At 69.7% G+C, this 26,823-nt stretch carries 22 protein-coding genes; 12 read left to right on the top strand and 10 right to left on the bottom strand.

Annotation, left to right across the window (positions count from 1 at the left end; genetic code table 11):
• Positions 1-138: 138 nt before the first annotated feature.
• Complete coding sequence (locus tag ACLQ3F_RS04895) at positions 139-1,167, top strand: trypsin-like serine peptidase (protein WP_425846511.1); 1,029 nt, start codon at positions 139-141, stop codon at positions 1,165-1,167.
• A gap of 58 nt (positions 1,168-1,225) precedes the next feature.
• Positions 1,226-2,143 (top strand): NAD-dependent epimerase/dehydratase family protein, encoded by a 918-nt coding sequence (locus tag ACLQ3F_RS04890; protein ID WP_425846508.1) that lies wholly within the window; start codon positions 1,226-1,228, stop codon positions 2,141-2,143.
• A gap of 28 nt (positions 2,144-2,171) precedes the next feature.
• Here ACLQ3F_RS04890 and ACLQ3F_RS04885 read toward each other — a convergent pair whose 3' ends face one another.
• A complete protein-coding gene (locus ACLQ3F_RS04885; RefSeq protein WP_425846505.1) occupies positions 2,172-3,026 on the bottom strand; it encodes a LysR family transcriptional regulator in 855 nt (284 codons plus the stop codon).
• Positions 3,027-3,194: 168 nt separating this feature from the next.
• Between ACLQ3F_RS04885 and ACLQ3F_RS04880 the strand changes: the two genes are divergently transcribed.
• On the top strand, positions 3,195-3,914 hold the full coding sequence (locus tag ACLQ3F_RS04880) for an SDR family oxidoreductase (protein WP_425846502.1): 720 nt from the start codon (positions 3,195-3,197) through the stop codon (positions 3,912-3,914).
• A gap of 111 nt (positions 3,915-4,025) precedes the next feature.
• Here ACLQ3F_RS04880 and ACLQ3F_RS04875 read toward each other — a convergent pair whose 3' ends face one another.
• Positions 4,026-4,157, bottom strand: coding sequence for a hypothetical protein (locus ACLQ3F_RS04875; RefSeq protein WP_425846499.1), 132 nt, complete (start codon positions 4,155-4,157; stop codon positions 4,026-4,028).
• A gap of 602 nt (positions 4,158-4,759) precedes the next feature.
• On the opposite strand from ACLQ3F_RS04875, the gene ACLQ3F_RS04870 reads away from it, so the two are divergent.
• The 4 genes from ACLQ3F_RS04870 (at position 4,760) to ACLQ3F_RS04855 (ending at position 9,883) form a co-directional block, all read left to right on the top strand.
• A complete protein-coding gene (locus ACLQ3F_RS04870; RefSeq protein ID WP_425846496.1) occupies positions 4,760-4,915 on the top strand; it encodes a hypothetical protein in 156 nt (51 codons plus the stop codon).
• Positions 4,916-5,070: 155 nt separating this feature from the next.
• Complete coding sequence (skfB, locus tag ACLQ3F_RS04865; protein WP_425846493.1) at positions 5,071-6,417, top strand: sporulation killing factor system radical SAM maturase; 1,347 nt, start codon at positions 5,071-5,073, stop codon at positions 6,415-6,417.
• Entirely contained in the window at positions 6,410-8,002 is a 1,593-nt protein-coding gene (locus ACLQ3F_RS04860; protein ID WP_425846490.1) for a CPBP family glutamic-type intramembrane protease, read from the top strand. Before skfB ends, ACLQ3F_RS04860 begins: the two co-directional genes overlap by 8 nt.
• 57 nt (positions 8,003-8,059) lie before the next feature.
• A complete protein-coding gene (locus tag ACLQ3F_RS04855) occupies positions 8,060-9,883 on the top strand; it encodes an ABC transporter ATP-binding protein (protein WP_425846487.1) in 1,824 nt (607 codons plus the stop codon).
• A 111-nt stretch (positions 9,884-9,994) separates the two neighbouring features.
• On the opposite strand, the gene ACLQ3F_RS04850 is transcribed toward ACLQ3F_RS04855, so the two are convergent.
• Together ACLQ3F_RS04850 and ACLQ3F_RS04845 are read right to left on the bottom strand one after the other, a co-directional pair.
• Entirely contained in the window at positions 9,995-12,862 is a 2,868-nt protein-coding gene (locus ACLQ3F_RS04850; protein WP_425846484.1) for a BTAD domain-containing putative transcriptional regulator, read from the bottom strand.
• A 668-nt stretch (positions 12,863-13,530) separates the two neighbouring features.
• The gene (locus ACLQ3F_RS04845; RefSeq protein WP_425846481.1) at positions 13,531-13,971 is read right to left on the bottom strand and encodes a VOC family protein; all 441 of its coding nucleotides are present in this window, start codon (positions 13,969-13,971) and stop codon (positions 13,531-13,533) included.
• Between the two features lie 131 nt (positions 13,972-14,102).
• On the opposite strand from ACLQ3F_RS04845, the gene ACLQ3F_RS04840 reads away from it, so the two are divergent.
• Entirely contained in the window at positions 14,103-14,999 is an 897-nt protein-coding gene (locus ACLQ3F_RS04840; protein WP_425846478.1) for an aminoglycoside phosphotransferase family protein, read from the top strand.
• Between the two features lie 5 nt (positions 15,000-15,004).
• Here the strand turns inward: ACLQ3F_RS04840 and ACLQ3F_RS04835 are convergent, their stop codons facing one another.
• Both ACLQ3F_RS04835 and ACLQ3F_RS04830 read right to left on the bottom strand, forming a co-directional pair.
• Positions 15,005-15,310 carry an MBL fold metallo-hydrolase gene (locus ACLQ3F_RS04835; RefSeq protein WP_425846475.1) on the bottom strand — a complete coding sequence of 102 codons (306 nt, stop codon included), beginning with the start codon at positions 15,308-15,310 and terminating at the stop codon, positions 15,005-15,007.
• A gap of 24 nt (positions 15,311-15,334) precedes the next feature.
• Entirely contained in the window at positions 15,335-15,556 is a 222-nt protein-coding gene (locus ACLQ3F_RS04830) for a hypothetical protein (RefSeq protein ID WP_425846472.1), read from the bottom strand.
• 298 nt (positions 15,557-15,854) lie between these two features.
• Here ACLQ3F_RS04830 and ACLQ3F_RS04825 point away from each other — a divergent pair, with 298 nt between their 5' ends.
• A complete protein-coding gene (locus tag ACLQ3F_RS04825) occupies positions 15,855-16,247 on the top strand; it encodes a VOC family protein (RefSeq protein WP_425846470.1) in 393 nt (130 codons plus the stop codon).
• 644 nt (positions 16,248-16,891) lie between these two features.
• On the opposite strand, the gene metH is transcribed toward ACLQ3F_RS04825, so the two are convergent.
• Positions 16,892-20,392, bottom strand: coding sequence for a methionine synthase (gene metH / locus ACLQ3F_RS04820; protein ID WP_425847376.1), 3,501 nt, complete (start codon positions 20,390-20,392; stop codon positions 16,892-16,894).
• Between the two features lie 276 nt (positions 20,393-20,668).
• Here metH and ACLQ3F_RS04815 point away from each other — a divergent pair, with 276 nt between their 5' ends.
• The 3 genes from ACLQ3F_RS04815 to ACLQ3F_RS04805 all read left to right on the top strand — a co-directional run bounded on the left by ACLQ3F_RS04815 (position 20,669) and on the right by ACLQ3F_RS04805 (position 23,965).
• On the top strand, positions 20,669-21,538 hold the full coding sequence (locus ACLQ3F_RS04815; protein ID WP_030332815.1) for a PAC2 family protein: 870 nt from the start codon (positions 20,669-20,671) through the stop codon (positions 21,536-21,538).
• 124 nt (positions 21,539-21,662) lie between these two features.
• Positions 21,663-22,454, top strand: a complete 792-nt coding sequence (locus ACLQ3F_RS04810; RefSeq protein ID WP_425846467.1) for a GntR family transcriptional regulator — start codon at positions 21,663-21,665, stop codon at positions 22,452-22,454.
• Between the two features lie 305 nt (positions 22,455-22,759).
• Positions 22,760-23,965, top strand: a complete 1,206-nt coding sequence (locus ACLQ3F_RS04805) for an alpha/beta hydrolase family protein (RefSeq protein WP_425846465.1) — start codon at positions 22,760-22,762, stop codon at positions 23,963-23,965.
• A 125-nt stretch (positions 23,966-24,090) separates the two neighbouring features.
• Here the strand turns inward: ACLQ3F_RS04805 and mshC are convergent, their stop codons facing one another.
• The 3 genes from mshC to ACLQ3F_RS04790 form a co-directional block, all read right to left on the bottom strand.
• A complete protein-coding gene (mshC, locus tag ACLQ3F_RS04800) occupies positions 24,091-25,329 on the bottom strand; it encodes a cysteine--1-D-myo-inosityl 2-amino-2-deoxy-alpha-D-glucopyranoside ligase (protein WP_425846463.1) in 1,239 nt (412 codons plus the stop codon).
• A gap of 66 nt (positions 25,330-25,395) precedes the next feature.
• Entirely contained in the window at positions 25,396-26,214 is an 819-nt protein-coding gene (locus ACLQ3F_RS04795; protein ID WP_112587406.1) for an SCO1664 family protein, read from the bottom strand.
• Positions 26,211-26,798 (bottom strand): DUF3090 domain-containing protein, encoded by a 588-nt coding sequence (locus tag ACLQ3F_RS04790; RefSeq protein WP_425846460.1) that lies wholly within the window; start codon positions 26,796-26,798, stop codon positions 26,211-26,213. Before ACLQ3F_RS04790 ends, ACLQ3F_RS04795 begins: the two co-directional genes overlap by 4 nt.
• Positions 26,799-26,823 lie beyond the last annotated feature (25 nt).

Genomic DNA, 26,823 nt, shown 5'->3' with positions numbered 1-26,823 from the left:
CACGGTGGCGCATCCCGCAGTCAGGCAACCGTCACTGACCGTATACGACATGCCTACTGTGGACCCTCCATCCGAGCCTAGCGTCTGTTCCAGGACGCCGGAACGCATCGGCCCGACCAACCCACCCCAGGAGGTCCCGTGCGAAGCACGCTCGGATTCATCTCGGCCGGTGTCATGCTGCTCGCCGCCGTCACCGTCGCGCAGCCGCAGGCCCAGGCCGACGCGACAACCGTGGCGGGGTCCGCGACAGTGGCCGAAGCGCGCGCCACCATCCACGGGCAGCCGTCCACCGACGCCGACACCGCAACGAGACTGGTGACCGCCTACTGGACCCCGGAGCGCATCCGAGCGGCGCGACCCGCTCCCATGCCGGACGGAGTCGACGCACCCGACGGGGAGGCCGCCGACCGACCCGGCCGCGTCGGCGCGGCCCGCGACGTGGCAGCACCGGCGGCACCGCGGTCCTCGACCTCAACGGTGAGCGCGGCCCCGGCGGGCAGCGGCCAGGGAACCCAGGCGGTGAACGCCTCGCCCGGTGTCGGCCGGGTCTTCTTCACCCACCACAACGAGGACTTCTTCGGCTCCGGTGCCACCATCAACAACCCTCAGGCGAACCTGGTCTCCACCGCCGGTCACTGCGTACACCCCGGAGACGGCGGGTCGGTCTGGTTCAACAACTGGGTGTACGCGCCGGAGTTCACCGAGGGCGAGCCACTGCACGGCCTCTGGTCGGCCAAGGAGTTCACCTCGGTGGAGGGCTGGGTCGACTGGGGCTACCTCTGGTGGGACTTCGCGTTCGTCACCATGCACCCCCTCGGCGGCAACCGGCTCGTGCACATCACCGGTGGGCAGGGGCTCAGTTTCAACAAGTCCAAGTCGTTCTCGGCGATGCTGCTCGGCTACCCGGGGGAGCCGCCGTTCGACGGGCAGTCGCAGTTCTTCTCCTCGGGCACCACGAAGGCCGCCGGGGTGCAGCGGATCAAGCTGAAGAACTGCCCGCTCAACAAGGGCGCCAGCGGGGGGCCGTTCCTGCGCGCCTGGGACAACGACCTCCGGTTCGGGTACGTCAACTCGGTGATGTCGTACAAGTACTCCGGGAACATGTACGGGCCCTACTTCGACGACGACGTCATGGACATCTACAACGTCGCGAAGAACAAGCAGTGACCCGCTCGGTGGCACTCGTGGGTTGACAAGACACCGGTTCCAGAGTGGACGATTCACCGTGCGAATTCTTGTGGTGGGTGGCAGTGGTCTGATCGGTGCCCATGTCGTGGACGTGCTGCGCGAGCGAGGTCATGCCGCTACCACGGTGGCGCGTACCGCCCAGCCGGGCATTGACCACCTACTCGACGTCGGGTCCGCCCCGGTCGACGAACTGCGGCCGTTGCTCGCCGGTCACGACGGCGTCGTCTACGCCACCCGCACCGACGAGCAACGGCCGCTACCCAAGCCGATCTATCCCGAGTTCCGTCGAGACAACGTCGACCCGGTGGTACGCCTGTTCACCGCCGCCCGCCTCGAAGGTCTCACCCGGGGCGTCGTGATGGGCTCCTACTACACCTACTTCGACCGGCTGCACCCCCAGTGGCGCCTCGCCGAACGGCACACGTACATCCGCTGCCGCCTGGAACAGGCCCGGGAGGGGCGGGCGGCCGCCGGCGAGGGCCTGCCTGTCGCCGTACTGGAACTGCCCTTCGTCTTCGGTCGGGCCGGTGACCGGCTGCCCAACTGGGCCGGTCCGCTGGACCGGTGGGCCCGCTCGCGTACCCCGCTGGTCGCCCCGACCGGCGGCAGCGCCGCGGCCTCCGCGCGCAGCGTGGCCGACGTCGCTGCCGACGCCCTGGAGCAGGCCAGCGGCGCGGACCTCCCGGTCGCCGACGAGAACCTCACCTGGCACGACATGATCGCCCGCATCGCCGCGGCGGTGGGCCGGCCCCGCCGGGTCGGTCGTCTGCCGGCCGGCGCGGCACGGGCCGCGCTGCGACTCGGCGGCACGGCGCAGGCACTCGGCCGCAAGGAGTCGGGCATCAACCCCAGCCACCTCCCCGACCTGCTGCTCGCCGACCTGTTCATCGAACCGACCACCGGCCGGCCGCTGGACCCGGCCCTACGTGAGACCTTCCCGATCCGCGCCATCTGACCCCTCGCGGGGTCGACCGGTGACCGGCCTACTGGGCCGCAATCTCGACGAACTCCTGCACCAGCGGTGACCGGTTGTCCTCGGCCCAGGCCAGACACACCTGGTTGCGGCCGAGGTCGGCGACGGGCACGTGACTGACGTCCGGTCTCGTGTAGAACGTCGCCGTCGACAGCGGCAGGATCACCATCCCGGCGTACGCGGCGACATGTTCCAGCTTCTCCTCGACGGAGTTCAGCTCGGGCCGAGGTCGGGGATCGGGGTCGGTGGGACGGTTCGGCAGGTCCCGCCACTCCGGCACCGCGTCCGGGTCCTGCAACAGCCGTTCCTCGATCAGCTCGGCGAGGTCGACCGACTCCTTGCCGGCCAGCCGGTGATCGGTGGGTAGGACGACGACCCGGGGTTCGGTGAACAGTGGCCGCAGGCACAGCCCACTCTGGTCGACCGGAAGCCGAACGTAACTGACGTCCGCGCGCCCCTCGCGGACGATGTCGGTCTGGTCGTCCCAGGACGTACGGACGACGTTGACGGCCAGGTCGGGGTGCCGCTGGCCGATGGCGCGGGCCTCGGCGGTGACGAGAAGGCCGGGCATGAACGCGATGGTGAACGTCGGCCGGCCGTGCGCGGCCCGCTGCACCCGCCGCCGCAGGGCGTCGGCCGAGGCGAGCAGCGGACGGGCGTCGGTCAGCAACTGTCGGCCGGCCTCGGTCAGCACCGTGGAGCGGCGGTCCCGAACGAAGAGCGTGGCGCGCAGTTCGTGCTCGAAGGCCCGGATCTGACGCGACAGGACCGGCTGAGCGATGTGCAGCCGGGCGGCGGCCCGGCCGAAATGCAGCTCCTCAGCCACCGCCACGAAGTAGCGGAGCTTGCGCAGATCGACGTCCACCCTGCCCCCGTCCGGTTGCCGCTACGGGCGGTTCCATGATACCCGTCGGGCATGAATGGAGTCATACCCAACGGGCATTACAGGAGGTGAAAGAGGTCTTGGACGCGAGCGTGCCCGGCGGCGCACGGTGGTAACCGTCTCCACCACACGATCCGGAAGGACACGATCATGACCCTCATCGACCAGCGCGTCGTCGTACTTGGCGGAACCTCGGGGATCGGCCTCGCCACCGCCGCCCGTGCCGCCCGCGACGGCGCCCAGGTCGTGGTCGCCTCCAGCAACCAGCGCAGCGTCGACCGCGCCCTGACAACCCTGCCGACCACCACCCAGGGGTACGTCGCCAACCTCACCGACCCGGACGCCGTGTCCCGGCTGTTCCACGATCTCGGCTCGTTCGACCACCTCGTCTACACCGCCGGCGAACCCCTCGCGCTGATGTCCGTCGACGCCCTCGATCTCACCGCCGCCCGGGCCGCCTTCGACCTGCGCTACTTCGGCTCCCTGTCGGCAGTCAACGCGGCACTGCCGTACCTGCGCCCCGGCGGGTCGATCACTCTCACCACCGGCACCGCCAACCACCGACCCAGCGCCGGCTGGTCCGTCGCGGCCAGCATCACCGGGGCGATCGACGCGTTGGTCCGCGCGCTCGCCGTCGAACTCGCCCCGATCCGTGTCAACGCCGTCTCCGCCGGGGTGATCCGCTCACCGCTCTGGGACTCCCTGCCCACCGAAACCCGGGAGCAGATGTACGCGCAGCTCAGCGAAGCGCTTCCGCTCCGCCGGGTGGGCGAGCCCGAGGAGGTCGCCGAGGCGTTCGTCTACCTCCTGCGGGCGACCTACGCCACCGGCACGGTGGTGACCGTGGACGGCGGCACCCTGGTCTCCTGAGCCCTGGGTTTACACCGCCAAGATCCGCACTACTTCAGGGATGTAGTGGTCTCCGCCGCCTGCGAGGCCCCTACATCCCTGAAGTTGCGGGCGAGCCGACCGGCGGCAGCCTCAGCGGAGTTCTTCGGCCAGGCCGACGAGGATGCCCTCCGGGCCGCGGACGTAGCAGAGCCGATAGGCGTCCTCGTACCGCTCCAACACCCCCACGAGTTCCGCGCCATGGCCGCGCAGCCGGGCGATCACACCCGATCACACGCTCCACCCACCGCCCTTCCACCGGCCCCCGACCCTCCAACTCCATGCCGAGCTCGACGAAGGACGCGATGACCGCGTCGAGGTCCTCGACAACGATGAGGACGTTGTCCATCCGCTGGATCGCCATGCTGAGCCCCCTGCCCTGGTGCGGTCACCGCCGGCCATGATCAGCCGACCCGGGCCGGTGCCGCGCCGTGTCCGAGATCAGGGCTGACACTCGGCGCACGCCCCGCAGGCGGCCCTCGGCCGGGCTGCTCGGCGCGCCGCTAGCGGCCAATACGTCGTTGCCGCCTCGCGCAGCCCTGAATTGCCCGGCCCGGCACCGCAGATGGTCCTAGCCGTAGAACACCCTGCTGGTCAGTCGATTCAAGGTTAGTTGCAGATCTGCTGCATGGCCGCCCGGCACATTTGCGGTCACGGCCCCGATGAACAGTACCGACACGGGGGGATCCGGGCGACGCGCGGCCCGGATCACAGATTCGTCTCTCCGCGGGAAATCGGGCGGTGGATGGCCCGCTGCGGAGCGGTTGATCACGGGTCGCGCTGTTCCGGGGATGTCGACCGATTGATCCGGGGAGGGGGTGATTGACATGCAGAAGTCGAGCAGCACGCTCAACCGACTCGGCTCGGAGAAGCGGGCCGAACCGATGGTCAAGTCCGTGGGTTGCGGCATTTGCTGGGCCAGCGGCTGGGCGCCGTTCGTCGCGGCGTGCTGGGGGCCGCCGCCGTACTCGCAGGCCATGTGACCGATTCCGACCTGCCGTCCGGAGCGGGCGTCACGCTCGCTCCGGACGGCAGGGGGCCGCGCCTCTCCAATCGACAAAATCCCGCCGGTCCCAGACAAAGACGGTGCCGACGCCAACTGCCGGGCCGACGGCCGGCCAATCCCGAGGGAATCCTTATGACAACCGCGCTTTCCCACGCGTCCGGTGATTCGCTCGCCGGCCCCGCTGACCCACCGTCACCTGACTGGGGCATTCACCTGCAACCCGTCGGTGGGCTGTTGGTGGACCGCATCAGCCTGAACTACGTACGACTGTCCAGCGAGGCACTGGAGATCGCCCTCCAACTGGCACGGACGCGCAGTGTGGCCCGCACCGCCCGGATCCGGGCCGGCACCTCCCGCCGTGACCCGGACGAGGTTCAGGCGGAGATGGTGGAGGCACTGAACGGATCGTGGTTGACCTCCTCCTGGCTCAACGGGGCGCTCGACCAACCCCTGCGGGTGTCTGGCTCGACCGACGCGTACCTGCCGCTGTTGGCGTCACTCCAACTCACCAACCGCTGCAACCTCAGCTGTTCGTTCTGTTACGCGAGTTCCGGGCCCGCCCTGCCCGGCGAGTTGACCGCCGACGACTGGGTCAAGGTGCTGGAGCGGCTGGCCCAGTCTGGAATCGCTGCCGTGACCCTCACTGGTGGCGAGCCGACCATCGCCCGGGACTTTCGGCGCATCCTGGCGACCGCCAGCGCGCTGATCGACCACGTCGACATCTTCACCAACGGCCTGCACTGGTCGGACGAACTGGTGGCGATGGCAGCCGCCTGCGGCAACATCCGGGCCCAGATCAGCATCGACGGACGCGCCGAGCGGCACGATCTCATCCGGGGCCGGGCCGGGGCCTACAACGAGTCGCTGCACACGATGCGACGCCTCACCGCAGCAGGGATTCCGGTGATCGTGGCGATGACGGTGACCCCCGCGAACTACCGGGACGTCACCGCCGTCGTCTCCGACGTGGACAGCGCCGGTGCCCGACTGTTCCGGGCAGGTCGGGTGGTACCAGTGGGCAGGGGCGACCAGGACGGGTTCGGACTGACACCGGATCAGGTCGCGGATGTGATCCGGCAGTTCCAGGAGACACGCCACCTCAACCTTGAGGCGCTGGGCTGGGACCAGTGCGTGGATCTCGGTGAGCAGTTGGCGCCCCTCGGGCTGCCCGTCGAGTTCCTCACTCCCGGCTACCTGAGTTGGCACGTCCGTGCCGATGGCCGGGTGACCCCGTGCCAGATCGAGGCGGAGTCTCTTGGTCGGATCCTCGCCGAGCCGCTCGAGCTGATCGGGGAACCTGGTCGGCTGGCCACCGTCCGGTCCACTGCCCGCGGTTGCCGCTGTATCCAGCGGCTGAATCCCAGCGAAGACGTTGACCTGCCGTTCGGCCTGACGCCGGGGCCGTCGATCCGCGTGGACGCGGCGACCAGCGGCTGCTGTGGTGCGGCGCGCTGTGGCTCGGGGTGCGGTCATGACTGAGATTGTCGTTCTGGCCGTTATCGGTCTGCTGTTCGGTGCGCTGTTCGTCGTCCTGCGGACCCGGGCATACCCCACCGAGCCGATGCCTCCGGTGATGGACGCCGCTGCCGCAAAGGAACAGGCAGCGGCAACGGCGCGGCGTCTCTGTGGTCTCGACATCACGGGCTGGCGCTCCTACGCCGTCCTGCACTCCGATGGCATCGTCGACCGGCTGCACCACCTCGGGCTCGTCGCCCGACAACGGGAGTTCCTCAACGGGTGGGGTCTACAGGGCTCCTGGCGGGTCCGCTTCATCGGCGCCGACGGCAGCGTCCTGGTCGGACTCTCACCGCGGGGCGAGGTCGTGCTCTTCGAACTCGCCGGTGATCTACGCGATCGGGTCGTTGACCGCGTCGTACCTACTCGACCGCGCGACGGCGCGACCGACGGCGGCGCGGATCAGGGCGGCGACGTCGGGGTGGCGCCAGGCACTGGCGACGACAAGGGGCTTCGACAACGGCTGGGTGTCCCCGACGGGGTCTGGGCCGGGGCGGAGCCGGTGGGCGCCGGGTACTGGACCCGTGAGGACGAGTCGACCGAGCGTACCCGTCGATTCCGGGCGACCAGTCCGGACGTCCGGATCGAGTTCGAGGTGGAGTCACTCGGCGCGTTGGTGCTGCGCATCGACTCCCTGGTGGAGTTGACCAACGAGCAGATACCGGCACTTGAGCGGGCCGAGCAGCGGGAAGTCCTCGCCGGGGCGGGGGCGCTGCTCGGCTCGGTGCTGGCACTGGTCGGCGGGGTGGCCCTCCTCGCGTTCGCCGGTGGTACCGCGCAGGCGTCGTTGGCCGCCGTGTTGGCGGTGCCGGTCCTGCTGGCGGTCCTCTTCGGCGAAGGTGGCCGGTTCCGGTACACCGCGGTGCACGGTTACGAGGGGACGCAGTCGTGGGCCGCCTTCAGGGCGATCAACGCGCTCACGTCGGCGGTGACGGCGGTGACCATGAGTGCCGTGGTGGTGGTCGCCGCCCTGGCCGGTTCCCTGGTGGCGCAGCGGGTCGGGATGCCCACAACCTCGGATCTCGGTCGGCAACTGATCTGGGGCGCCTGCCTGGCCGCGATCTGGCTGGGGCTCGCCGCGGCCGGGTACGCGCTTCTGCGTCGAACGGGACTCGCCCGGGTCTCTCCGAACCCGGACCGGCGTTCGTTGCGTACGGTCGGAATGGACCTGCCCCACGTGCTCTCGCTGACCGCGCAGAGTGCAATCGGCGAGGAGGCGGTCTTCCGGCTTCTCGCGGTGCCGGTCGTACTCTGGCTGACCGGTCAGCCGTTGCTCGCCGCCCTGGTCGCCGCCGTGCTGTGGGCCGGTACGCACAGCGGCAGCATGGTCCGTCCGCGGTGGATCCGATTCGCCGAGCTGACCCTCATCGGCGTGACGTTGGGGCTCGTGGCCATCGAGGTCGGGATCGTTGCCGCCCTGGTCGCGCATGCGCTCTACAACCTCGTCGTGCTCAGCGCGCCGCTGCTCGGTGTCGACTCCGTCCGGCGGCGGGTCAGCGAGGAGGCCCCGGCTGAGACGCGGCGGGTATCGGCGACTTCCGCCGCCTGAGGTCCCGGACGCGCCGCCCGCCCCCCTGTCCATTCGTCAAACCCGAGGAGTCCCACCGTGCGTACCGATGTCCGCCGAAACCCTTTGGAGGCCGGCCCGGTGCCTCCGACAGATCCCGTCGCGGTGCCGCTGCGTGAGCTGCTCGGCCTGCTCCGCCCACAACGGCCGGTACTGCTGGTGGCGGCCGTCCTCGGCCTCGTGTCGGCCGGTCTCGCCCTGGTCCAGCCGCTGCTGGCCATGCGCACGATCAACGCGATGCTGCTCGGCCAACCGGTCGCGTCACTCGCGATCTGGTTGGTCTTCCTCTTCCTCGCCGCCGCGGTGATCTCCGGTGTGCAGAGTTTCCTGTTGCAACGGGGCGGCGAAGCGCTGGTGCTACGGCTGCGGCTCGGTCTGACCGACCGGCTGCTGCGGCTGCCGATGCGGGAGTACGACCAACTCCGCCTCGGGGACCTCCTGTCCCGGGTCGGTACCGACACCACCCTCCTACGGGCAGTGGTGGCCAACGGGATCGTCAACGCGGTCATCGGCGTGGCGTCACTGACAGGTGCGGTCGCGCTGATGCTCTGGCTCGACTGGTTCCTGTTCGTCTTCGCGGTCGCGTCGGTGGCCCTGGGCGGGTCGATCCTCGCGTTCGTGATGATCGGGATCAGGCGCTGGTCGGAACATGCGCAGGGGCGGATCGGTCTGCTTCTCGCCGATCTTGAGCGGGCTTTGGCGGCGATGCGGACGGTCCGCGCCGCCAGGGCCGAGGATCGGGAGGCCGAACGGATCGGTGGACGAGCCCAGGAGGCGTATGACGCGGGCATCCGGGTGGCTCGGCTGGACGCGATGATCGTTCCGGCCGTGTCCCTGAGCGCCAACGGCTCGTTCCTTCTCGTACTCGGTCTCGGTGGTGCTCGGGTCGCCTCCGGCCACCTGGACATCGGTCAGTTCGTGGCCTTCCTCCTGTACGTGTCGTTCCTGCTCGTCCCGTTGGTCGCCGTCTTCGCAGGGGGAAGCGCAGTGCAGAAGGGAATGGCAGCTCTGCAACGCATCCACGAGACCATGGGGCTCGACCTTGAGCAGACCACCTACGCCGAGCGAAACGGCGCCGACGACGGGAACGGGTCGCCCGCTTCGATTGCCGGGCCAGAGACGCCGGCCCTGGAACTGCGCGATGTCCACTTCTCCTACGGACCGGGGCGGGAGGTGTTGCGGGGCGTGTCGTTCGACGTCGCGCGGCATACCAGTGTGGCCCTTGTCGGCACGTCCGGCGCGGGCAAGACCACCATCTTCGCCCTGGTCGAACGCTTCTACGAGGCGTCTTGGGGAACGATCCTGCTCGACGGTCGGGACATCGCCTCGATGCCCGTTGACGAACTGCGATCGGCGATCGGGTATGTCCAGCAGGAGTGTCCGCTGCTCGCCGGCACTCTCCGTGACAACCTCACGTACGCCCACCCCGGCGCGGGCGAGGATGAACTGGCCGAGGTGCTCCGGGTGACCAACCTCGACGAAGTGGTGGACCGACTGCCTGACGGGCTCGACACCGAGGTGGGTGAGCACGGCAGCATGCTCTCCGGTGGGGAACGCCAGCGGGTGTCAATCGCTCGCGCGTTGCTGCCTCGACCTCGGTTGCTGCTGCTCGATGAGCCGACCGCACATCTGGACGCGGCCAACGAGGCGGGGTTGGCGGAGTTGGTGCGGAACATCTCGCGTTCATGCACGGTGCTGATGATCGCGCACCGGAGTTCGACAGTTCGGGCCGCCGACCGGACAGTGGTGCTCGCCGACGGACAGGTGACCGCGACTGGTGCCTCCGACGGGCCGACAGCCGGGCCCGGCATACCGACCGAGTTGTTGGCCGAGCAACGAAGAGTAGTCGTTCCCGTGGATTGACCTGGGATCGTGTCAACCGCTGAGGCTGCAAACCCGCAGCGCCGCGTGCGGCGCTGCGGGTTCCGCGTTCTGGAGGTTGGGGTTCGTCAGCTCTGGCGGGCGGCCCTCGGCTCAGCGAGGTTTGGTCAGCGCGGTCGGGTCGGCTGGTGGCCCCACGAAGCCAGCCGACCCCGGGCGAGTCTCTGCAAGCGCGCCCTGGCGTGCGGCGAGCTTGTCGCGGACCTGTTCGACCTCCGGATGCCCGATCGCTGTGAGGATCTCCAGGGCCCGCAGCCAGCAGAGGTTGGCGGCCTCCGGGTAGCCGAGGGCCTGCTGGGTGTCACCCAGGTGCCGTAGGGCCTCTGCCTCGTTGTAGCGGTGTCCCAGTTCCCGGTTGAGCTCCAGCGCCCGGCGGTAACACCGGGCCGCCCGCTGGTACCGACCGAGATGGTGTTGGGCATAGCCGAGCGTGTCCCAACTGTTCGCCTCGCCGGTCCGGTCCCCGAGCTGACGTTGCAGGACGACAGCCTGCTGGCAGTAACGGACCGTCTCCTGATACTCCCCGAGCATTGCGTGATCCCACCCGAGCGCGTTGAGAGCGCGAGCCGCACCTGCCTGATGCCCGCTGTCGCGGAACAGCCTCAGCGCCCGCCGGTCATGGCGCAACGCTGCCGCCTGATCGCCTTCCTTCTCGCTGACCCAGCTCAGGGTCAACAGCGTGTGCGCCTGGCCGACCCGGTCGGCGAGTTCGTCCAGCAACATCAGTGCGCGTTCCAGGTGGGCCCGGGCCAGGTCGAGCCGGCCGGTCTCCGAGTAGGCGGGGACGATGTCCTGGTGTGCCTGTGCCTGCGCCGCCCGGTCACCATTGCGCTGGGCGACAGTCAACGCGCAGTTCTGCACGGCGATGAGGTCCTCCCAGTGCCCCCGGCGACCCAGGAAGGTGGTCAGTGCCCCGGCGAGCTGCCAGACGTACCGGTCGAGCCCGTGCCTGGCGGCAAGCTCGACCACCTGCCTGAGCACGGCGTACTCCTCGGTGAACCAGAACAAGGCCTCGGCGTTGTCCGCTGGCTCCTCCGGCTGAACGCCCACCTGGACTGGCGGCGGCTCGATCGGATTGCGCAACGGGGACAGCCGCCGGTCGGCGCACTGAGCGCTGTGGAGGTAGTGGCCCACAATCCGGTGCAGGGCGTCGCGCCGGACCTCCGCAGGCTCCAACTCGACCAGTTCCGCCGCGTACGCGCGCAGCAGGTCGTGGCAGGTGTACCTGCCCGGCACCCACTCCACCAGAAGCTGCGCCCGGTTCAGTTCAGCGAGGATGCCACGTACCTGCCGTTCCGGCACGGCGGCGAGGCTGGCGGCGGCCCGCACCGAAGTGTCCGGCCCGGGGTGCAGCCCCAGCAGGCGGAACAGCCGCGCCGCCGGCTCGCCGAGCGCGCGGTACGACCAGGAGAACACCGACCGTAGATCGCTGGCTGGGTCCCCGCTGCCCGAGAAGCCGTCAAGGCCGCCCTGCAGTTCGGCCAGTTCCCGGCCGAGCGCGGCGAGCGAAAACCCGGGCTGGGTCGCCGCGCGGGCCGCCACGATCGCCAACGCCAGCGGCAACCCGGAACACCGCTCGACGATGTCGTTCACTGGCTGCGGTTCAGCCTCCACCCTGCTGCCGCTGAGTCGACGTGCCAGCAACTCCCGGGCGTCAGCGGTGCTGAGGAGATCGAGCGTGACCGGATGAGCCCCCTCGACCGCCACCAAGCCGGACAACTGCTGGCGGCTGGTCACCACCACCACGCAGCCCGTGGCACCGGGCAGCAACGGACGGACCTGCTCGGCGTCGCGGGCGTTGTCGAGCACGATCAGCATTCGCCGACCGGCGACCATCTTGCGGTACAAACCGACCTGCGCGTCCAGATCCAGCGGCACCGAATCGGGCGGCACGCCGAGGGCGTCGAGGAAGCCGCGTAGCGCTACCGCCGGTGGCATCGCCTCCGCGGAGGGCTCGAAGCCGCGCAGGTTGACAGCCAACTGTCCGTCGGGAAACCAGTCCAGGTTGTCGTGGCCCCACCGCAACGCGAGCCAGGTCTTTCCGATCCCACCCATCCCCGTGACAGTCATGATGGTCGGCCCGCTCTCAGGCTGGCGGTCCACGGCGCGGGTCAGCGCCGCCAGCTCACGAGCCCGGCCGGCGAAGTGCGCCGGCGGCGGTGGCAGTTGTCGGGGCGGATGAGCCGTGGCCGGCTCCGCAGGTGCCCGCACCACGGCCGAGGCGGCGTCACGTTCGCCGTGGAGGACCCGTAGAAACAGCTCCTGCAGGTCACGCCCCGGGTCGATGCCCAGCACGTCGGCCAGGCGTTGCCGGATCTGCTGGTACTGGTCGAGAGCTTCCGCCTGTCGACCGGAACGGGACAACGCCAGCATGAGCTGGCCGGCGAGACGCTCGTCCAATGGTTGTTCGGCCAGTTCACGCGACAGCTCGGACAACAACGCCGAATGCTGACCGCGACGCAAGGCGATGTCGGTACGGTCGCGCTCGGCGGCCAGCCGTGCCTGACGCAGAGCGGTACGCAGGGCGTTGAACCAGGGGGTGTCCAGGCGCGCGAACGGCTCACCGCGCCATAGCCCGATCGCCTCGTCGAACTGCCGCAGCGCGTCGTCGTCGTCTGCGGCGAGCCGGACGCGGGAGACCAACTCCTGGAAACGGTGCAGATCAACCATCATGGGATCGACCTTGAGCAGGTAACCGCCCTGTTGCCGGACGATGGCGACGTCCTCGGCGCTGCGCAGACAGCGCCGTAACCGGGAGAGGTAGCTGTAGAGCGCGCCGTGTGCGCGTTGCGGCGGCCGGTCCACCCACACCCGGTCGAGCAACTGGTCGACGTGAACAACCTTGTTCGCCTCGACCAGCAGAACTGCCAGCACACATCGCTGACGGACATGCCCCAGCTCAACCGCATTGCCGTCGATGAAGGCCTCGATGTCGCCCAGCAGCCTGAATTGCACGACCATGAGCCCTCGCTGTTCGCACCTGCTCCCATCAGCAGATTCAAGCTTCCCACAAAGTTTGTTCAAGGGTCGTCCGCTAGGTGACGGGCAGGGTCGTGCGGACCGGATCCGAACCCTTTGAAGATCGCTCCGATGGTTCGTCCAACACAGTCCATCCAGGCCCTACGAGGAGTCGATCTCGAATGCTGGGCAGGCCAAGCGCGTTCCGAAAGGCGACCACAAGGTGGGATCACGCCGAGGAGCTCGGTGATCACATGTCATCTCATCGAGTTGTGCGACCCGCTCGAAACGCGCGCGTCCGGTAAGAACTGCCGAGCTGGAGCAATTCGGAATACGACGGATGGGCTGGCCAGCCAGGCAAGCATCCGATTTTCCTGACGGATCGGCCGATCACGTCCGTATTCTCGGAATGCACACGGCCAGGTCGGAGATGCAGCGGTGAAGGGCCGCGAGCCGATCCGCCGTTCAGCCATCGCCTACCTCGAACGCACCCGCTTCGGCATCAGGCCGTGTCTGTGCGCTGCGGATTTCTTCATGGCTCGTGCGCCACCCCCGGCACCGCCTGTCGCACCCGACTGCCAGCGGCGGGGTGCCGTAGTGCTCCCCCAAACCGTCCGAGCCGCGACGCTGGGTTGGGCTGGGGCTTCCCGGCAGCACGGCTGCGTCGAGTCTCAGCCGAGCTGTTCGGCCAGGCCGACGAGGATGCCCTCCGGGCCGCGGACGTAGCAGAGCCGATAGGCGTCCTCGTACCGCTCCAACACCCCCACGAGTTCCGCGCCGTGGCCGCGCAGGCGGGCGATCACGTCGTCGATGTCGTTGACGGCGAACATGATGCGTCGAATGCCGAGCGTGTTCGCCGGCGCGTTCCTCGGTTCCGCGGTGATCGCCGCCGGTCGGTGGAACATCGCCAACTCCACCTTGCCGTGGCCGTCCGGGGTCCGCAGCATCGCCACCTCCTGCCGGACGTCGTCGATCCCGATCACACGCTCCACCCACCGCCCCTCCACCGGCCCCCGACCCTCCAACTCCATGCCGAGCTCGACGAAAAACGCGATGACCGCGTCAAGATCGTCGACAACAATGAGGACGTTGTCCATCCGCTGGATCGCCATGCTGGATCTCCCTGGTCTGGTGCGGTCGCCGTTGCCGCATCCTCCCTGAGACGGAGCCACGTCAGCGTTCTCGACATCCGGGCTGACCAACTGTGTGCCGTCCCGCCCGACCAGAATCGGAGATCTTCCGCATGTCCATGCACGACGATGAGTTAGCCATCACCGATGACGTCGTCCGCGAGTTGATCGCGAATCAGTTCCCTCGGTGGGAGACGGCACCGGTCCGGCGCGTCGCGTCGAACGGCACCGTGAACGCCATCTTCCGCATCGGCGACGACGTGGCGGCCCGGTTCCTGCTGCGGCCACGCGATGTCACCGTGGCCGCCGAGCTCCTCCAGCGGGAGGCCGAGGCCTCCCGACGCTTCGCCGAACACAGCCCGTTTCCGGCTCCCCGGCCGATCGCGATCGGCAACCCCGGAAAGGACTACCCCCTGCCGTGGTCGATGCAGTCGTGGGTACCGGGAAGCATCGCCCCCGTTGACATCGACGGGTCCGTGGAACTCGCCCGTGACCTGGCCTACCTGATCAGCGCGCTTCGGGCCACCGACACCCAGGGCCGCCGGTTCCAGGGCGACAACCGTGGTGGCGACCTACCCGACCACGACGAGTGGGTCGAGGTATGTTTCGGAAAGAGCGAGGGCCTGCTCGACGTCCCGACGCTTCGGCGTCTGTGGAGTCACTTCCGGGAACTGCCGCGCACGTCGGCCGACGTCATGTCCCATGGCGACCTGCAGCCGCTGAACGTCCTGGTGGCCGACGGCCGGCTGGTGGGTGTGCTCGACACCGGCGACTTCGCGCCGGCCGATCCCGCCCTTGATGCCATGTGTGGCTGGTACTTCTTCGACGATGCGTCCCGAGCGGTGTTCCGTGACAAGTTGGGTTGCGACGAGCTGGAGTGGGAGCGCAGCAAGGCATGGAGCTTCCAACAGGCTCTCGGTGCCATCTGGTACTACGTCGAGACCAACCCCGTCATGTACCAGATGGGCCGCCTCGTCCTTGACCGGATCGTGGCGAACACGAAGGTCTGAGGCGGTCAGTTGGCTGAGGTCCCCAGCATCACTGTGAGCCCTTCCTGAGCCGCCAGCACGGCGTCCTCGAACTCCGCCTGCGCCGCCACCACTGCGGCTGCCCGGTCATTGCCTGGCCAGAAGTGGGCGAGCATCAGGCGACGGGCGCCCGCCCGGTGTGCCCACAGTCCGGCCTCGGTGGAGGTCATGAGGTTCCGGCTGGGACGGCTGGTCTCGCCGTCGTGGTCCGTCGCCTCGACAATGAACAGGTCGGCGTCGCGGCCCAGTTCGGCAAGCGCGGGAGTCGGCCCCGTATCCCCGGAGTAGGCCACCCGCTACGGCGTAGCTCTTGGTAACTAGTGATCTGAGCGCTGACGCCGACGCAGCAGCACGGCTGTCACCAGGTAGCCAACGCCAAGCAGTGCTGCCAGCACGGCGATGAACGCGGACCAACTGATCGGCTCGCCGATGGCGAACACCCAGTACGCCACAGCAAGGAAAGACCAGAAGCCCCCGAGGATGAAACCCTGCTTGGGCGTCTTGGCTGTCTGCCACCACGGGCTACCGACCGCTCCCACGTATTGAATCCTGCCTGTGGCGTGAGGGTGGGACAAGCCCAGACCTGGCAACGGCATGATCTTGGCCCTAAGGGAGGGGTCCCGCCACGCGCTCAGGCGGCGGCGCGTTCGGCCCCGTCTCGGGCCACCTTGAAGACGTACGGAAAACAGCCGAGAGTGCGGGTCGGGCCTAGATCAGCGTGCTCGCCACCGTGTGCGTTAGGTTACGTCGTTCAGTTTGTCGAGCGCGCCGTCGTGCTGGTCGTCGTATCGGTGCGGGCGCTCCTAGCAACGGCCGGCACGGGCCACAGGAGGAGACATGTCCGACGAGATCAGGCTCAGCGCGGTCACCCTGGACTGCCCGGACGCCGTCGCCTTGGCGCAGTTCTACGCCAGCATCACCGGCGGAACCCTGACACACGCCGGGGACGGCTGGGCATGCGTGCTGAGCCCGGCCGGGCGGATCAACTTCCAGACTGTGCCCGGATACACGCCACCCACCTGGCCCGACCCCACCTCGTCGATCATGATGCATCTCGACTTCATGGTCGTGGACCGAGACGCCGCCGAGGCCCGCGTGCTCGCTGCCGGAGCAACAAAGTACGAGTTCCAGCCCAACAGCGAACAGTGTTACGTCTACGCCGACCCGGCGGGCCACCCGTTCTGCCTGACCACCTGGGAGGCCACGGTTACACCAAACCAGCTCGCCTGACCGAGCGGCTCGGTGAGGCCCTGGCCGCCGAGTTGCCCGCGCTCCCCCATGTACGAAGCCAGGTCCCGGTGCAGCAGCATGAACGTCATGGATCCGGAGACCGCGCGCCAACGGCGGCACCAGGAGCACGTGGCATCCTGGCTCCAGCTCATCGCCACCCTCCGGACTGAGGGCTGGGAGGCGCATCTGACCTGCACGGCAGCCCCAGTGCAGGTGGAGGGCACCCTGCCGAACGGTGAGCGCTTCTACTTCCGCGCCCGCCATAGCGACGTGTCGCTGGGCATCGGAAGCGACGACCCCGCCGACATCCCCGAGTGGGAAGAGAGCGAATCGCACACGGAAGCCAGCTGGCTGCCAGCAGGTAAGGGCGAGACCATCATCAGACGGCTTGCTTTCCGCTACGCCCAACAGAGCAATCCGACTGAGGGAGCGCCAGCCTGCGTCGACCGGGCTTCACTCTGCGGACCCACGCGCATCTCCTGCCGACCAGCGAGGACCGCACGCGCAGGGCCATCGATGCGGCCTTCGGTGAGGACCAGGCAGCCGAGGACGTTCCGGAAGCCTCGACGGCCTGAAGACGGCATGATCATGGTTCAGCGACCCTCGGGAATGCCGCAATCGCAGGTCAGCGACCCCTGCGCCCGTTACTTGGCGTTGAAGTAGTTGGCCTCCGGGTGGTGGACCACGATCGCGTCGGTGGCCTGCTCCGGCATGAGCTGGAACTCCTCGGACAGCTCGACCCCGATCCGGTCCGCGCCGAGCAGATCCATGATCTTCGCCCGGTCTTCCAGGTCGGGGCAGGCCGGGTAGCCGAACGCGTACCGGCAGCCCCGGTAGTCGTTGTGCAGGATGCCGGCCAGGTCCGCCGGGTCGTCGTGCCCCAGCGGGCGGCCGTCGGGCAGGGTCATCTCGGCGCGGATGCGCTGGTGCCAGTATTCGGCGAGGGCCTCGGTGAGCTGCACGGAGAGGCCGTGCACCTCCAGGTAGTCGCGGTACTCGTTGCGGGCGAACAGCTTCGCCGCGTACTCGCTGACCGGCTGGCCGACGGTTACCAGTTGCAACGCGACCACATCGAGCTGGTCGCCCTGGGGCCGGAAGAAGTCCGCCAGGCAGAGCCGCCGCTCCTGCCGCTGCCGCGGGAAGGAGAACCGGGCGCGCTCCGCGTGCCCGTTCTCGTCGAGCACCACCAGGTCATTGCCCTCGGAGTACGCGGGGAAGTAGCCGTACACCACGGCTGCCTCAAGGACCTGGTCGGCGATCAGCCGGTCCAGCCAGTACCGCAGCCGAGGCCGGCCCTCGGTCTCGACCAGCTCCTCGTAGGAGGGTCCGCTGCCACCCCGGGCGCCGCGCAACCCCCACTGCCCGGAGAAGGTGGCCCGCTCGTCGAGCAGCGCCGCATAGTCGGCCATCGGCACGCCCTTGACGACCCGGGTGCCGAAGAACGGCGGGGTGGGCACCGACACGTCGGCGGCCACGTCGGAGCGGACCGAGGAGTCGTGCAGCTCCGGCAGCGACGTGGTGACCATCGAGCGCTGCCGTTCCCGGCGCGCCCGCCGGGCGGCGAGAGCCGCCTCCCGCTCCGGGTCGATCACCGGGGCGCCGCCGCGCTTGGCCGTCATCACCCGGTCCATCAGGGACAGACCCTCGAACGCGTCCCGCGCGTAGTGCACCTGCCCGGGGAACGTCGACCGCAGGTCGTCCTCGACGTACGCGCGGGTCAGCGCCGCCCCACCCAGCAGGACCGGCCAGCGTTCCGCGACCCCGCGCGTGGCCATCTCGGCCAGGTTCTCCTTCATGATGACGGTGCTCTTAACCAGCAGCCCGGACATGCCGATCGCGTCGGCGCGGTGCTGCTCTGCTGCGTCGAGGATGGCGCTGATCGGCTGCTTGATGCCGATGTTCACCACCTCGTAGCCGTTGTTGGACAGGATGATGTCGACCAGGTTCTTGCCGATGTCGTGCACGTCGCCGCGCACGGTGGCGAGCACGATGCGGCCCTTGCCGCCGTCCTCCGCGGTCTCCATGTGCGGTTCCAGGTAGGCGACCGCCGTCTTCATCACCTCGGCGGACTGGAGCACGAACGGCAGCTGCATCTGGCCGGAGCCGAACAGCTCGCCGACCACCTTCATGCCGTCCAGCAGGATGTCGTTGATGATCGACAGTGGGGAGCGGCCGCCGGCCATCGCCTCGTCCAGGTCGGCCTCCAGGCCGTTGCGCTCACCGTCGATGATCCGCCGCTTGAGCCGCTCGTCGAGCGGCAGCGCCGCCAATTCCTGGGCGCGACTGGCGCGGGCGCTGGTCACGTCGACGCCCTCGAAGAGCTCGAGGAAACGCTGCACCGGGTCGTACCCCTCGCGTCGCCGGTCGTACACCAGGTCCAGGGCGACCTCGCGCTGCTCATCGGGAATCTTCGACATCGGCAGGATCTTGCTGGCGTGCACGATCGCCGAGGTCAGGCCGGCCTGCACACACTCGTGCAGGAACACCGAGTTGAGCACCTGCCGGGCCGCCGGGTTCAGCCCGAAGGAGATGTTCGAGATGCCCAGGGTGAAGTTGACACCCGGGTAGCGGCGGGAGATCTCCCGGATCGCCTCGATCGTCTCGATGCCGTCGCGGCGGGTCTCCTCCTGCCCGGTGGCGATCGGGAAGGTCAGCGCGTCGATCAGGATGTCGGCGCGGTCCATGCCCCACCGGTCGGTCAGGTCGTCGATCAACCGCGCCGCGACCCGGACCTTCCACTCCTGGGTACGGGCCTGACCCTCCTCGTCGATGAGCAGCGCCACCACCGACGCGCCGTGCTCCCGGACGATCGGCATCACGCGCGCGTACCGGGACTCGGGGCCGTCGCCGTCCTCGAAGTTCACCGAGTTGACCACGCAGCGGCCGCCGAGCATCTCCAAGCCGGCCTCCACCACGTTCGGCTCGGTGGAGTCCAACATGATCGGCAGGGTGGACGCGGTGGCGAACCGACCGGCCAGCTCCCGCATGTCCTGCGTGCCGTCGCGGCCAACGTAGTCCACGCATAGGTCGAGCAGGTGGGAGCCGTCCCGTGCCTGACTGCGGGCGATCTCCACACAGGCCCGCCAGTCGCCGGCGAGCATCGCCTCGCGGAACGCCTTCGAGCCGTTGGCGTTGGTCCGCTCCCCCACCATCAGCACCGAGGCGTCCTGGGCGAACGGCACCGGGTGGTAGACCGAGGAGACGCCCGCCTCGTGCCGCGGCTCACGGGCCGGGGCGGTGACGCCCTGCAGCCGCTCGGCCAGCACCCGGATGTGCTCCGGGGTGGTGCCGCAGCAGCCACCGATCAGCCCCACGCCGTACTCGGTGATGAACCGCTCCAGGGCCTCGGCCAGCTCCACGGGAGTCAGCGGGAAGTACGCCCCGTCGGCGGTCAGCACCGGCAGGCCGGCGTTCGGCATCACCGACAGCGGGATGCGGGAGTGCTGCGACAGGTAGCGCAGGTGCTCGCTCATCTCGGCCGGGCCGGTCGAGCAGTTGAGCCCGATCAGGTCCACGCCGAGCGGCTCGATCGCGGCGAGGGCCGCCCCGATCTCGCTGCCGACCAGCATGGTGCCGGTGGTCTCCACCGCCACGTGACAGATGATCGGCACCGTCTGGCCCAGCTCGGCCATCGCCCGCTTCGACCCGACCACCGCCGCCTTGACCTGGAGCAGGTCCTGACAGGTCTCGATGATCAACGCGTCGGCGCCACCGACGATCAGACCCGCGGCGTTCTCCTGGTAGGCGTCGCGCAGGGTCGAGTAGGCGGCGTGCCCGAGGGTGGGCAGCTTGGTGCCCGGCCCGATCGAGCCGAGCACGAAACGGGGCCGCTCCGGGGTGCTGGCCGCGTCGGCGGCCTCCCGGGCGATCCGGGCGCCCGCCTCGGACAGCTCGCGGATGCGGTGCGGAATGTCGTACTCGGCGAGGTTGGCGAGGTTGGCCCCGAAGGTGTTGGTCTCCACGCAGTCGGCGCCGACGGCCAGGTAGGCGTCGTGCACCCCGCGCACCACGTCCGGGCGGGTGACGTTGAGGATCTCGTTGCACCCCTCGAGCCCGTCGAAGTCGTCGAGCGTGAGGTCCGCGGCCTGAAGCATCGTGCCCATCGCGCCGTCGGCGATGAGAATGCGATCAGCCAGCACATCCATCAATGAAGTCCGCACCCGTTCAGGTTAGTGCGATTCGACCGGACTCCACGACCATCATCGTGCGATCCCCTATTGTGTCACGGGAATCACGCTGTCTGGTTCGTTCGGGTATGACCTGCTGCCGGAGCGGCCGACCGGCGCGGCCGACGGGCCGCACCCTCGCCCTGCACGTAGGCTGGCGGACGTGAAGGACAACAGGGACGCCACCGTGCCACACGGTATGACGACCGGGCGCGGTCCCGGCGCCAGCCGCGACGAGCAGGGTGAGGTGACGGCGTGACCGAGTTCGACGGACTGCCGGTGCTGCGGTCCCCGGTGGCGATCGCCGCGTTCGAGGGCTGGAATGACGCCGCCGACGCGTCCACCGCCGCGGTCGAGCACCTGGAGCAGGTCTGGAACGCCCGGCAGATCGCCGAGCTGGATCCAGAGGACTTCTACGACTTCCAGGTCAGCCGGCCCACCATCACCATGGCCGACGGGGAGACCCGGCGGGTGGAGTGGCCGACGACCCGGTTCATGGTGGCCAGCCCGGAGGGCACCGACCGTGACGTGGTGCTGATCCGCGGCATCGAGCCGAGCATGCGCTGGCGGACGTTCTGCGAGCAGGTGCTGGAGATCTGCCACAGCCTGGAGGTGGAACGGGTGGTGCTGCTCGGCGCGTTGCTGGCCGACGTGCCGTACACCCGGCCGCTGCCGATCAGTGGCAGCGCCTCCGACGCGCAGGCCGCCGAGCGTTACCAGCTCACCCCCACCCGGTACGACGGGCCGACCGGCATCGTCGGCGTGCTGCACGACGCCTGCACCCGCGCCGAGGTGGACGCCGTCTCGTTCTGGGTGCACGTGCCGCACTACGCCAACAACCCGCCCTGCCCGAAGGCCACCCTCGCCCTGCTGCACCGGGTCGAGGAGGTCGTCGACCTGCCGGTGCCGATGGCCGACCTGGCCGAGGAGTCCGCCGAGTGGGAGCAGCGGGTGCGCAGTGCCGCCGAGCAGGACGCCGAGCTGGGCGAGTACGTCCGCGAGCTGGAAGAGCGGGTCGGCGACGAGGGCATCACCCCGTTGACCGGCGACGAGATCGCCCAGGAGTTCGAGAAGTACCTGCGCCGCCGGGGCGGTTCGGCCGGCCCCACCGCCGGCTCCTGGTAGCACTGTTTTCGCTGCGGGCCTTCGGACCTTTTGTGGTCCGGGGGCCCGTTTTCGCGTGTCCGGGGTAGCGCCGTCACACCCCCTAGGGCATCCTAGGAACCTAGATGTGATCAAGGAGGCGGGTGTGCAGATCAATCCCGGGGCCGCCGAGTTCCCGCACCGACAGATCGCCGCGCAGCTCAAGGCCCAGGTCCGGCGCGGGGACTGGGGGCCGGGCGAGCGGCTGCCGTCCATCCCGGCCATCGCCGAGATGTTCGGCGTCGCCAAGCAGACCGTGCAACGCGCCGTCGACCAACTGCGGGTCGAGGGCATCCTGATCACCAAACCCGGCTCCGGTACGTACGTCCGGGGCACCCGCCGCCGCCTCAACCGCCTCTCCCGAGGCCGGTACGGCGGCTTCCGCGGCTACCACACCGACCTGGCCGCCCGGTACCGTCAACAGCTCGTCTCCGTGGGACACGCCCCCGCCCCCGCCGAGGTGGCCGACGCCTTCGGCGTCTCCGACGGCACCAACCTGCTCTGCCGCCGGCACCTCGTCCGCACCGACGACTCCCCCGTCGAGGTGGGCGCCTCCTGGTTCCTGCCCCGCGACACCGCCGGAACCTCGCTGGAGCGCGCCGAGGCGTTCGGCCGGCCGCTCTACCAGGAGGCCGAGGAAGCCACCGGACGACGGTACGTCTCGGCCACCGACACGATCAGCGCCCGCCAGCCGAGCCGGGAGGAGGCCGAAACCCTCCAGATCCGGCCGGACACCCCGGTGCTGCACCTGCTGCACGTCGCGTACGACGCGCACCGCAAGCCGATCGAGGTCTCCCAGGCGACCTGGCCCGGCCCGATGACCACCCTCACCGAGGAGTACAAGATCCCCGGCCCGACCCCCGACCCGGAACCCGACCCCGGCCTGGTCCTGGGCTAGCCAGCCCCGCCCCGCCCCGCCCCGCCCCGCCCCGCCCCGCCCCGCCCAGCCCAGCCCTGGCCCTGCCCGGTCCGGCCGGCCCGGCGATCTTGCGCTTTCGGTCGTGCTTTTGCCTGTTCTGCACCTTTCACTGGGACAGAAACTGCAAGATCGGGGCTATTGGCGCGCGCCAGGGCTGCCTCTGAGAGCTCACCCGTTGTCGAAACTCGTCGCCGTCGTTGCATCTATACACTCGGTATATATACTGCGGGTATATCGATGGTCGGGCGGCCCGTTCCGGCGTCGAGCAACCCAGGGGAGGATCAATGCCAACCGTGAAACCTGTTGCTGCACGGGGGATCACGCGCCGTGGCCTTGTCGGAGCCGCGCTGGCCGTCGGGGCCGGCGTACCGTTGGGCATCGCTGGCCGCGCCACGGCGGCAACCGCCGACGCGGGCCCGGCCCGGCTCACTCTCCCCCGGCCGACCGGGCCGTACCGCGTGGGTGTGGTGCCACTGCATCTGGTCGACCGGTCGCGGCCGGAACCGCTGGCGGGGCCGGGGCGGTATCGGGAACTGATGGTCAGCGTCTGGTACCCCGCCCGGAACGAGCGGCGCTACCCGCGTTCCCCGTGGATGACGGCCGCCTCGATGCGCGTGCTGCTGGAATCCGCGGGCTTCGACCCCCACGCCGCGCTGGCGCCGTTGACGGCCGGGCACGAGGGCGCCCCGGTGCGGCACCCGGGCCGGCGGTTGCCGGTGGTGCTGTACTCGCACGGTGCCGGCAGCCACCGTTCGGACACCACCATCGTGGTGCAGGAACTCGCCAGCCACGGGTACGCGGTGGTCACTGTGGACCACACGTACGACGGGTTCAGCGAATTCCCCGACGGCCGGGTCACCGTCCAGGAGGAAGACGTCGATTCCACCCCGTGGACCTACACCAGGGACGTCCGATTCGTCCTCGATCAGATCTCCGACCTCGCCGCCGGGGGCAACCCCGACGTCGACCACGCGCCACTGCCGACCGGGCTGGGCGCCGCCCTCGACCTGAGTCGGATCGGCATGTTCGGCTGGTCGAAGGGCGGCACCGCGACGGCCCTGACCATGGGCACCGACCGGCGGGTCCGGGCGGGGCTGAGCCTGGACGCCCCGATGGTGTCGCAGCCGATGCCCACCACCGACCTGTACCGGCCGTTCATGCTGATGACGGCGGAGTACACCCAGGCCGCGGAGCCCGCCGTCGCCGAGTTCTTCACGCACCTACGGGGATGGCGACTCAACGTCCAGGCCGCCGAAGCGATCCACTCGTCCTACGGCGACAACCAGTGGCTCGTGCCGCAACTGGCGAAAATCATCGGCATGAGCGACGAGGAACTCGTGCGTTGGGTCGGCACGCTCGACCCCGCCCGCGCGGTCCGCATCGGGCAGGCGTACCCGCTGGCGTTCTTCGACCTGCACCTGCGGCACCGGGGCGGCCACCTACTGAACGGCCCGAGCCGGTCCTTCCCCGAGGTGGCGTTCATTCCGTGACCCGGCCGACAGAGCCTCCGTCGATCATGGAGTTGTGGTGCCTCGCGTAAGGGGCACAGCACCGCTTATCGCCCACCACAACTCCATGATCGACGCGAGCGGGGCGGGGCCCGGCTTGCGAAGGGCTAGAGGCGGATGCCCAGGAGGGCGTCGACGGTGGTCGCGAAGAGAGCGGGCGCTTCGGGGTCGTCGGTGGCACCGGCGAGGGTCGCCTCGGCCCAGCGGTCGGCTGCGGCCAGGGCTCCGGGGGTGTCCAGGTCGTCGGCGAGGCGTGCGCGTACCTCGGCCAGCAGCTCGGCCCCGGACGGCCCGGCGGGCGCGGCGGCGGCCCGCCGCCAACGGTCCAGGCGCTCGTGCGCGGCGGTGAGCAGGTCGTCGGTCCAGGTGCGGTCGCTGCGGTAGTGCCCGGAGATCAACGCCAGCCGGATCGCCATCGGGTCGACCTTGTCCGCGCGCAGCCGGGACACGAAGACCAGGTTGCCGCGGGACTTGGACATCTTCTCGCCGTCCAGACCGATCATGCCGGCGTGGACGTAGTGCTCGGCGAACGGCGCCTGGCCGGTGAGCCGCTCGGCGTGCGCGGCGGAGGCCTCGTGGTGCGGGAACAGCAGGTCGTTGCCGCCGCCCTGCACGTCGATCCGGTCACCGAGCAGGTTGAGCGCGATGACGGCGCACTCGATGTGCCAGCCGGGGCGGCCCGGGCCCAGCTCCCCGCCCGGCCAGGACGGCTCGCCCTCGCGGGCGCCGCGCCACAGCAGCGGGTCCAGTGGGTCCCGCTTGCCGGCCCGGTCGGGGTCGCCACCGCGCTCGGGGAAGATCTCCAGCATCTGCTCGCGGGTCAGGTTCGACTCGTAGCCGAAGCGGGGCGTGGCGGAGATGTCGAAGTAGACGTCGCCGGTGCCGTCGTCGAGCCGGTACGCGGCACCGTCCTTGAGCAGCACCTCGACCTTGTCGGCGATGTCCGGGATCGACTCGACGGCACCCACGTAGTGCGCCGGCGGGATGATCCGCAGCGCCTCCATGTCCTCCCGGAACAGCGCCGTCTCGCGCATCGCCAGGACCACCCAGTCCTCGCCGTCGCGGGCGGCCCGCTCCAGCAGCGGGTCGTCGATGTCGGTGACGTTCTGCACGTAGCGCACCGGGCGGCCGGCGTCACGCCACATCCGCTGCACCAGGTCGAACGTGATCATGGTGGCGGCGTGGCCGAGATGGGTGGCGTCGTACGGGGTGATGCCGCAGACGTACATGCTGCCCGCGTCGGCCGGCTCACTGGGGTGGACACCCTGCCGCGCCGAGTCGTACAACGCCAGTGGCTCGCCCTTGCCCGGCAGCCGTGGCACCTCGTGTCCCGCCCAAGACTCCATGGGATCAGCCTAGCCAGCCCGCCGGCAACGCCGGAGCGCCCCACAGGTGATCAAGATGACAGCGGGTCACATGGGCGGCCAGGGCATCGCCGGCCAGTCCTCGGGAGGCTGCGGGAAGCAGCCGGTCTCGCGCAGCCGGTCGACCCGGGCGGCCACCTCGGCCACCTCGCTGATCGTCAGATGGTCGGCCAACTCCGCGCCGAGCGCACCGGCGACCTGACCGGCCAGCGCGTCGAGCATCTCCACGGCGTCCGCGGGCAGGCGCTTACCAGCCCAACCCCAGAGCACGGTGCGCAGCTTGTCCTCCACGTGGAAGCTCACCCCGTGGTCCACACCGTAGATCCGGTCGTCGGCACCGACGAGCACGTGACCGCCCTTACGGTCGGCGTTGTTGAGCACCGCGTCGAGCACCGCGAGCCGGGCCAGCCGTGGGTCGTCGGCGTGGGCCAAGGCGTACGCGGCGCCGTCGTCGTCCCGGGCCGCGGCGATCGGGATCCAGCGTGGCGGCAACTCCCCGGCGGGCAGGAAACCGACAAGTGGTTCGGCGTCCTCCGGCTCGTCGATCCACAGCTGGCAGGAGCCGGGGCCGAACGGGCCGTCGCGCAGCACCGTCGGCGGCACCAGGTCCCATCCGGTGGCTCGGGAGACCAGGTACGCCGAGACCTCCCGGCCGGCCAGGGTGCCGTCGGGGAAGTCCCAGAGGGGGCGCTCGCCACGGACCGGCTTGTAGACGCACCGGGCGGTCAACCCGTCCAGGGTCAGGATGCCGCGCAGCGTCGTGTTCGACGCGTCGACCAGCCGACCTTCCAGGTCGAGGACGCCGTCACGCAGCAGCCGCAGCGCGGCGTCGCCGTCCTGGCGAGGCTGGAGGCCGGACGAGGTCACCGGTGATAACCGTTGTGCCGCGGGCAGAGGTGCCCGGCGGGGTCCAACGGTTGGCCGCAGAGCGGGCACGGTGGCCGGCCCGCGTTGACCACTCGCCGGGCCCGCTCGATGAACTGGCGGGTCGCCTGGGGAGTGAGCCGGACCCGGAGCCGATCCAGGTCCTCGTCCGGCTCTTCGTCCTCGTCGTCGTCCTCGTCGTCGTCGTCGTCCTCGTCGCCGAGCTCGACCTCGGGCTCCACCTCGCCCGCCGCGATCGCCTCGATCACCACGGTGGCGGTGTCCACGTCGAAGGCCAGCCCGAGCGTCCCGACCCGGAACTCCTCGTCGACCGGAGTGTCCAGCGGCTCGTTGTCGCCGATCACCGGCGCCAGCTCGGGCAGGTCCACCCCGAAGCGACGCTGCGCCTCGGTGAGCAACTCCTCAAGCTTTTCGGCGAGCAGGGACACCTGGACCTTCTCCAGCGCGACGCTGACCAGCCTGCCGCCGCCGCGGGCCTGCAGGAAGAACGTGCGCTCCCCCGGCGGCCCGACAGTCCCGGCGACGAACCGCTCCGGCGGTTCGAAGGCGTGCACCTGGTGGGTCATACCCACGACCCTATCCGGCCCGCCC

Origin of the sequence: Micromonospora sp. DT15, assembly GCF_049841475.1 — a bacterium.
Taxonomy (GTDB): domain Bacteria; phylum Actinomycetota; class Actinomycetes; order Mycobacteriales; family Micromonosporaceae; genus Micromonospora.
This window is presented reverse-complemented; position numbering and strand designations above follow the sequence as displayed.

Excerpts from the sequence above, each read along its gene's own strand:
- ACLQ3F_RS04880 (WP_425846502.1), top strand. The coding sequence starts at position 3,195 with ATGACCCTCATCGACCAGCGCGTCGTCGTACTTGGCGGAACCTCGGGG.
- ACLQ3F_RS04870 (WP_425846496.1), top strand. The coding sequence starts at position 4,760 with ATGCAGAAGTCGAGCAGCACGCTCAACCGACTCGGCTCGGAGAAGCGG.
- skfB (WP_425846493.1), top strand. The coding sequence starts at position 5,071 with ATGACAACCGCGCTTTCCCACGCGTCCGGTGATTCGCTCGCCGGCCCC.
- ACLQ3F_RS04860 (WP_425846490.1), top strand. The coding sequence starts at position 6,410 with ATGACTGAGATTGTCGTTCTGGCCGTTATCGGTCTGCTGTTCGGTGCG.
- ACLQ3F_RS04850 (WP_425846484.1), bottom strand. The coding sequence starts at position 12,862 with ATGGTCGTGCAATTCAGGCTGCTGGGCGACATCGAGGCCTTCATCGAC.
- ACLQ3F_RS04845 (WP_425846481.1), bottom strand. The coding sequence starts at position 13,971 with ATGGCGATCCAGCGGATGGACAACGTCCTCATTGTTGTCGACGATCTT.
- ACLQ3F_RS04840 (WP_425846478.1), top strand. The coding sequence starts at position 14,103 with ATGTCCATGCACGACGATGAGTTAGCCATCACCGATGACGTCGTCCGC.
- ACLQ3F_RS04825 (WP_425846470.1), top strand. The coding sequence starts at position 15,855 with ATGTCCGACGAGATCAGGCTCAGCGCGGTCACCCTGGACTGCCCGGAC.
- metH (WP_425847376.1), bottom strand. The coding sequence starts at position 20,392 with ATGGATGTGCTGGCTGATCGCATTCTCATCGCCGACGGCGCGATGGGC.
- ACLQ3F_RS04805 (WP_425846465.1), top strand. The coding sequence starts at position 22,760 with ATGCCAACCGTGAAACCTGTTGCTGCACGGGGGATCACGCGCCGTGGC.
- mshC (WP_425846463.1), bottom strand. The coding sequence starts at position 25,329 with ATGGAGTCTTGGGCGGGACACGAGGTGCCACGGCTGCCGGGCAAGGGC.
- ACLQ3F_RS04790 (WP_425846460.1), bottom strand. The coding sequence starts at position 26,798 with ATGACCCACCAGGTGCACGCCTTCGAACCGCCGGAGCGGTTCGTCGCC.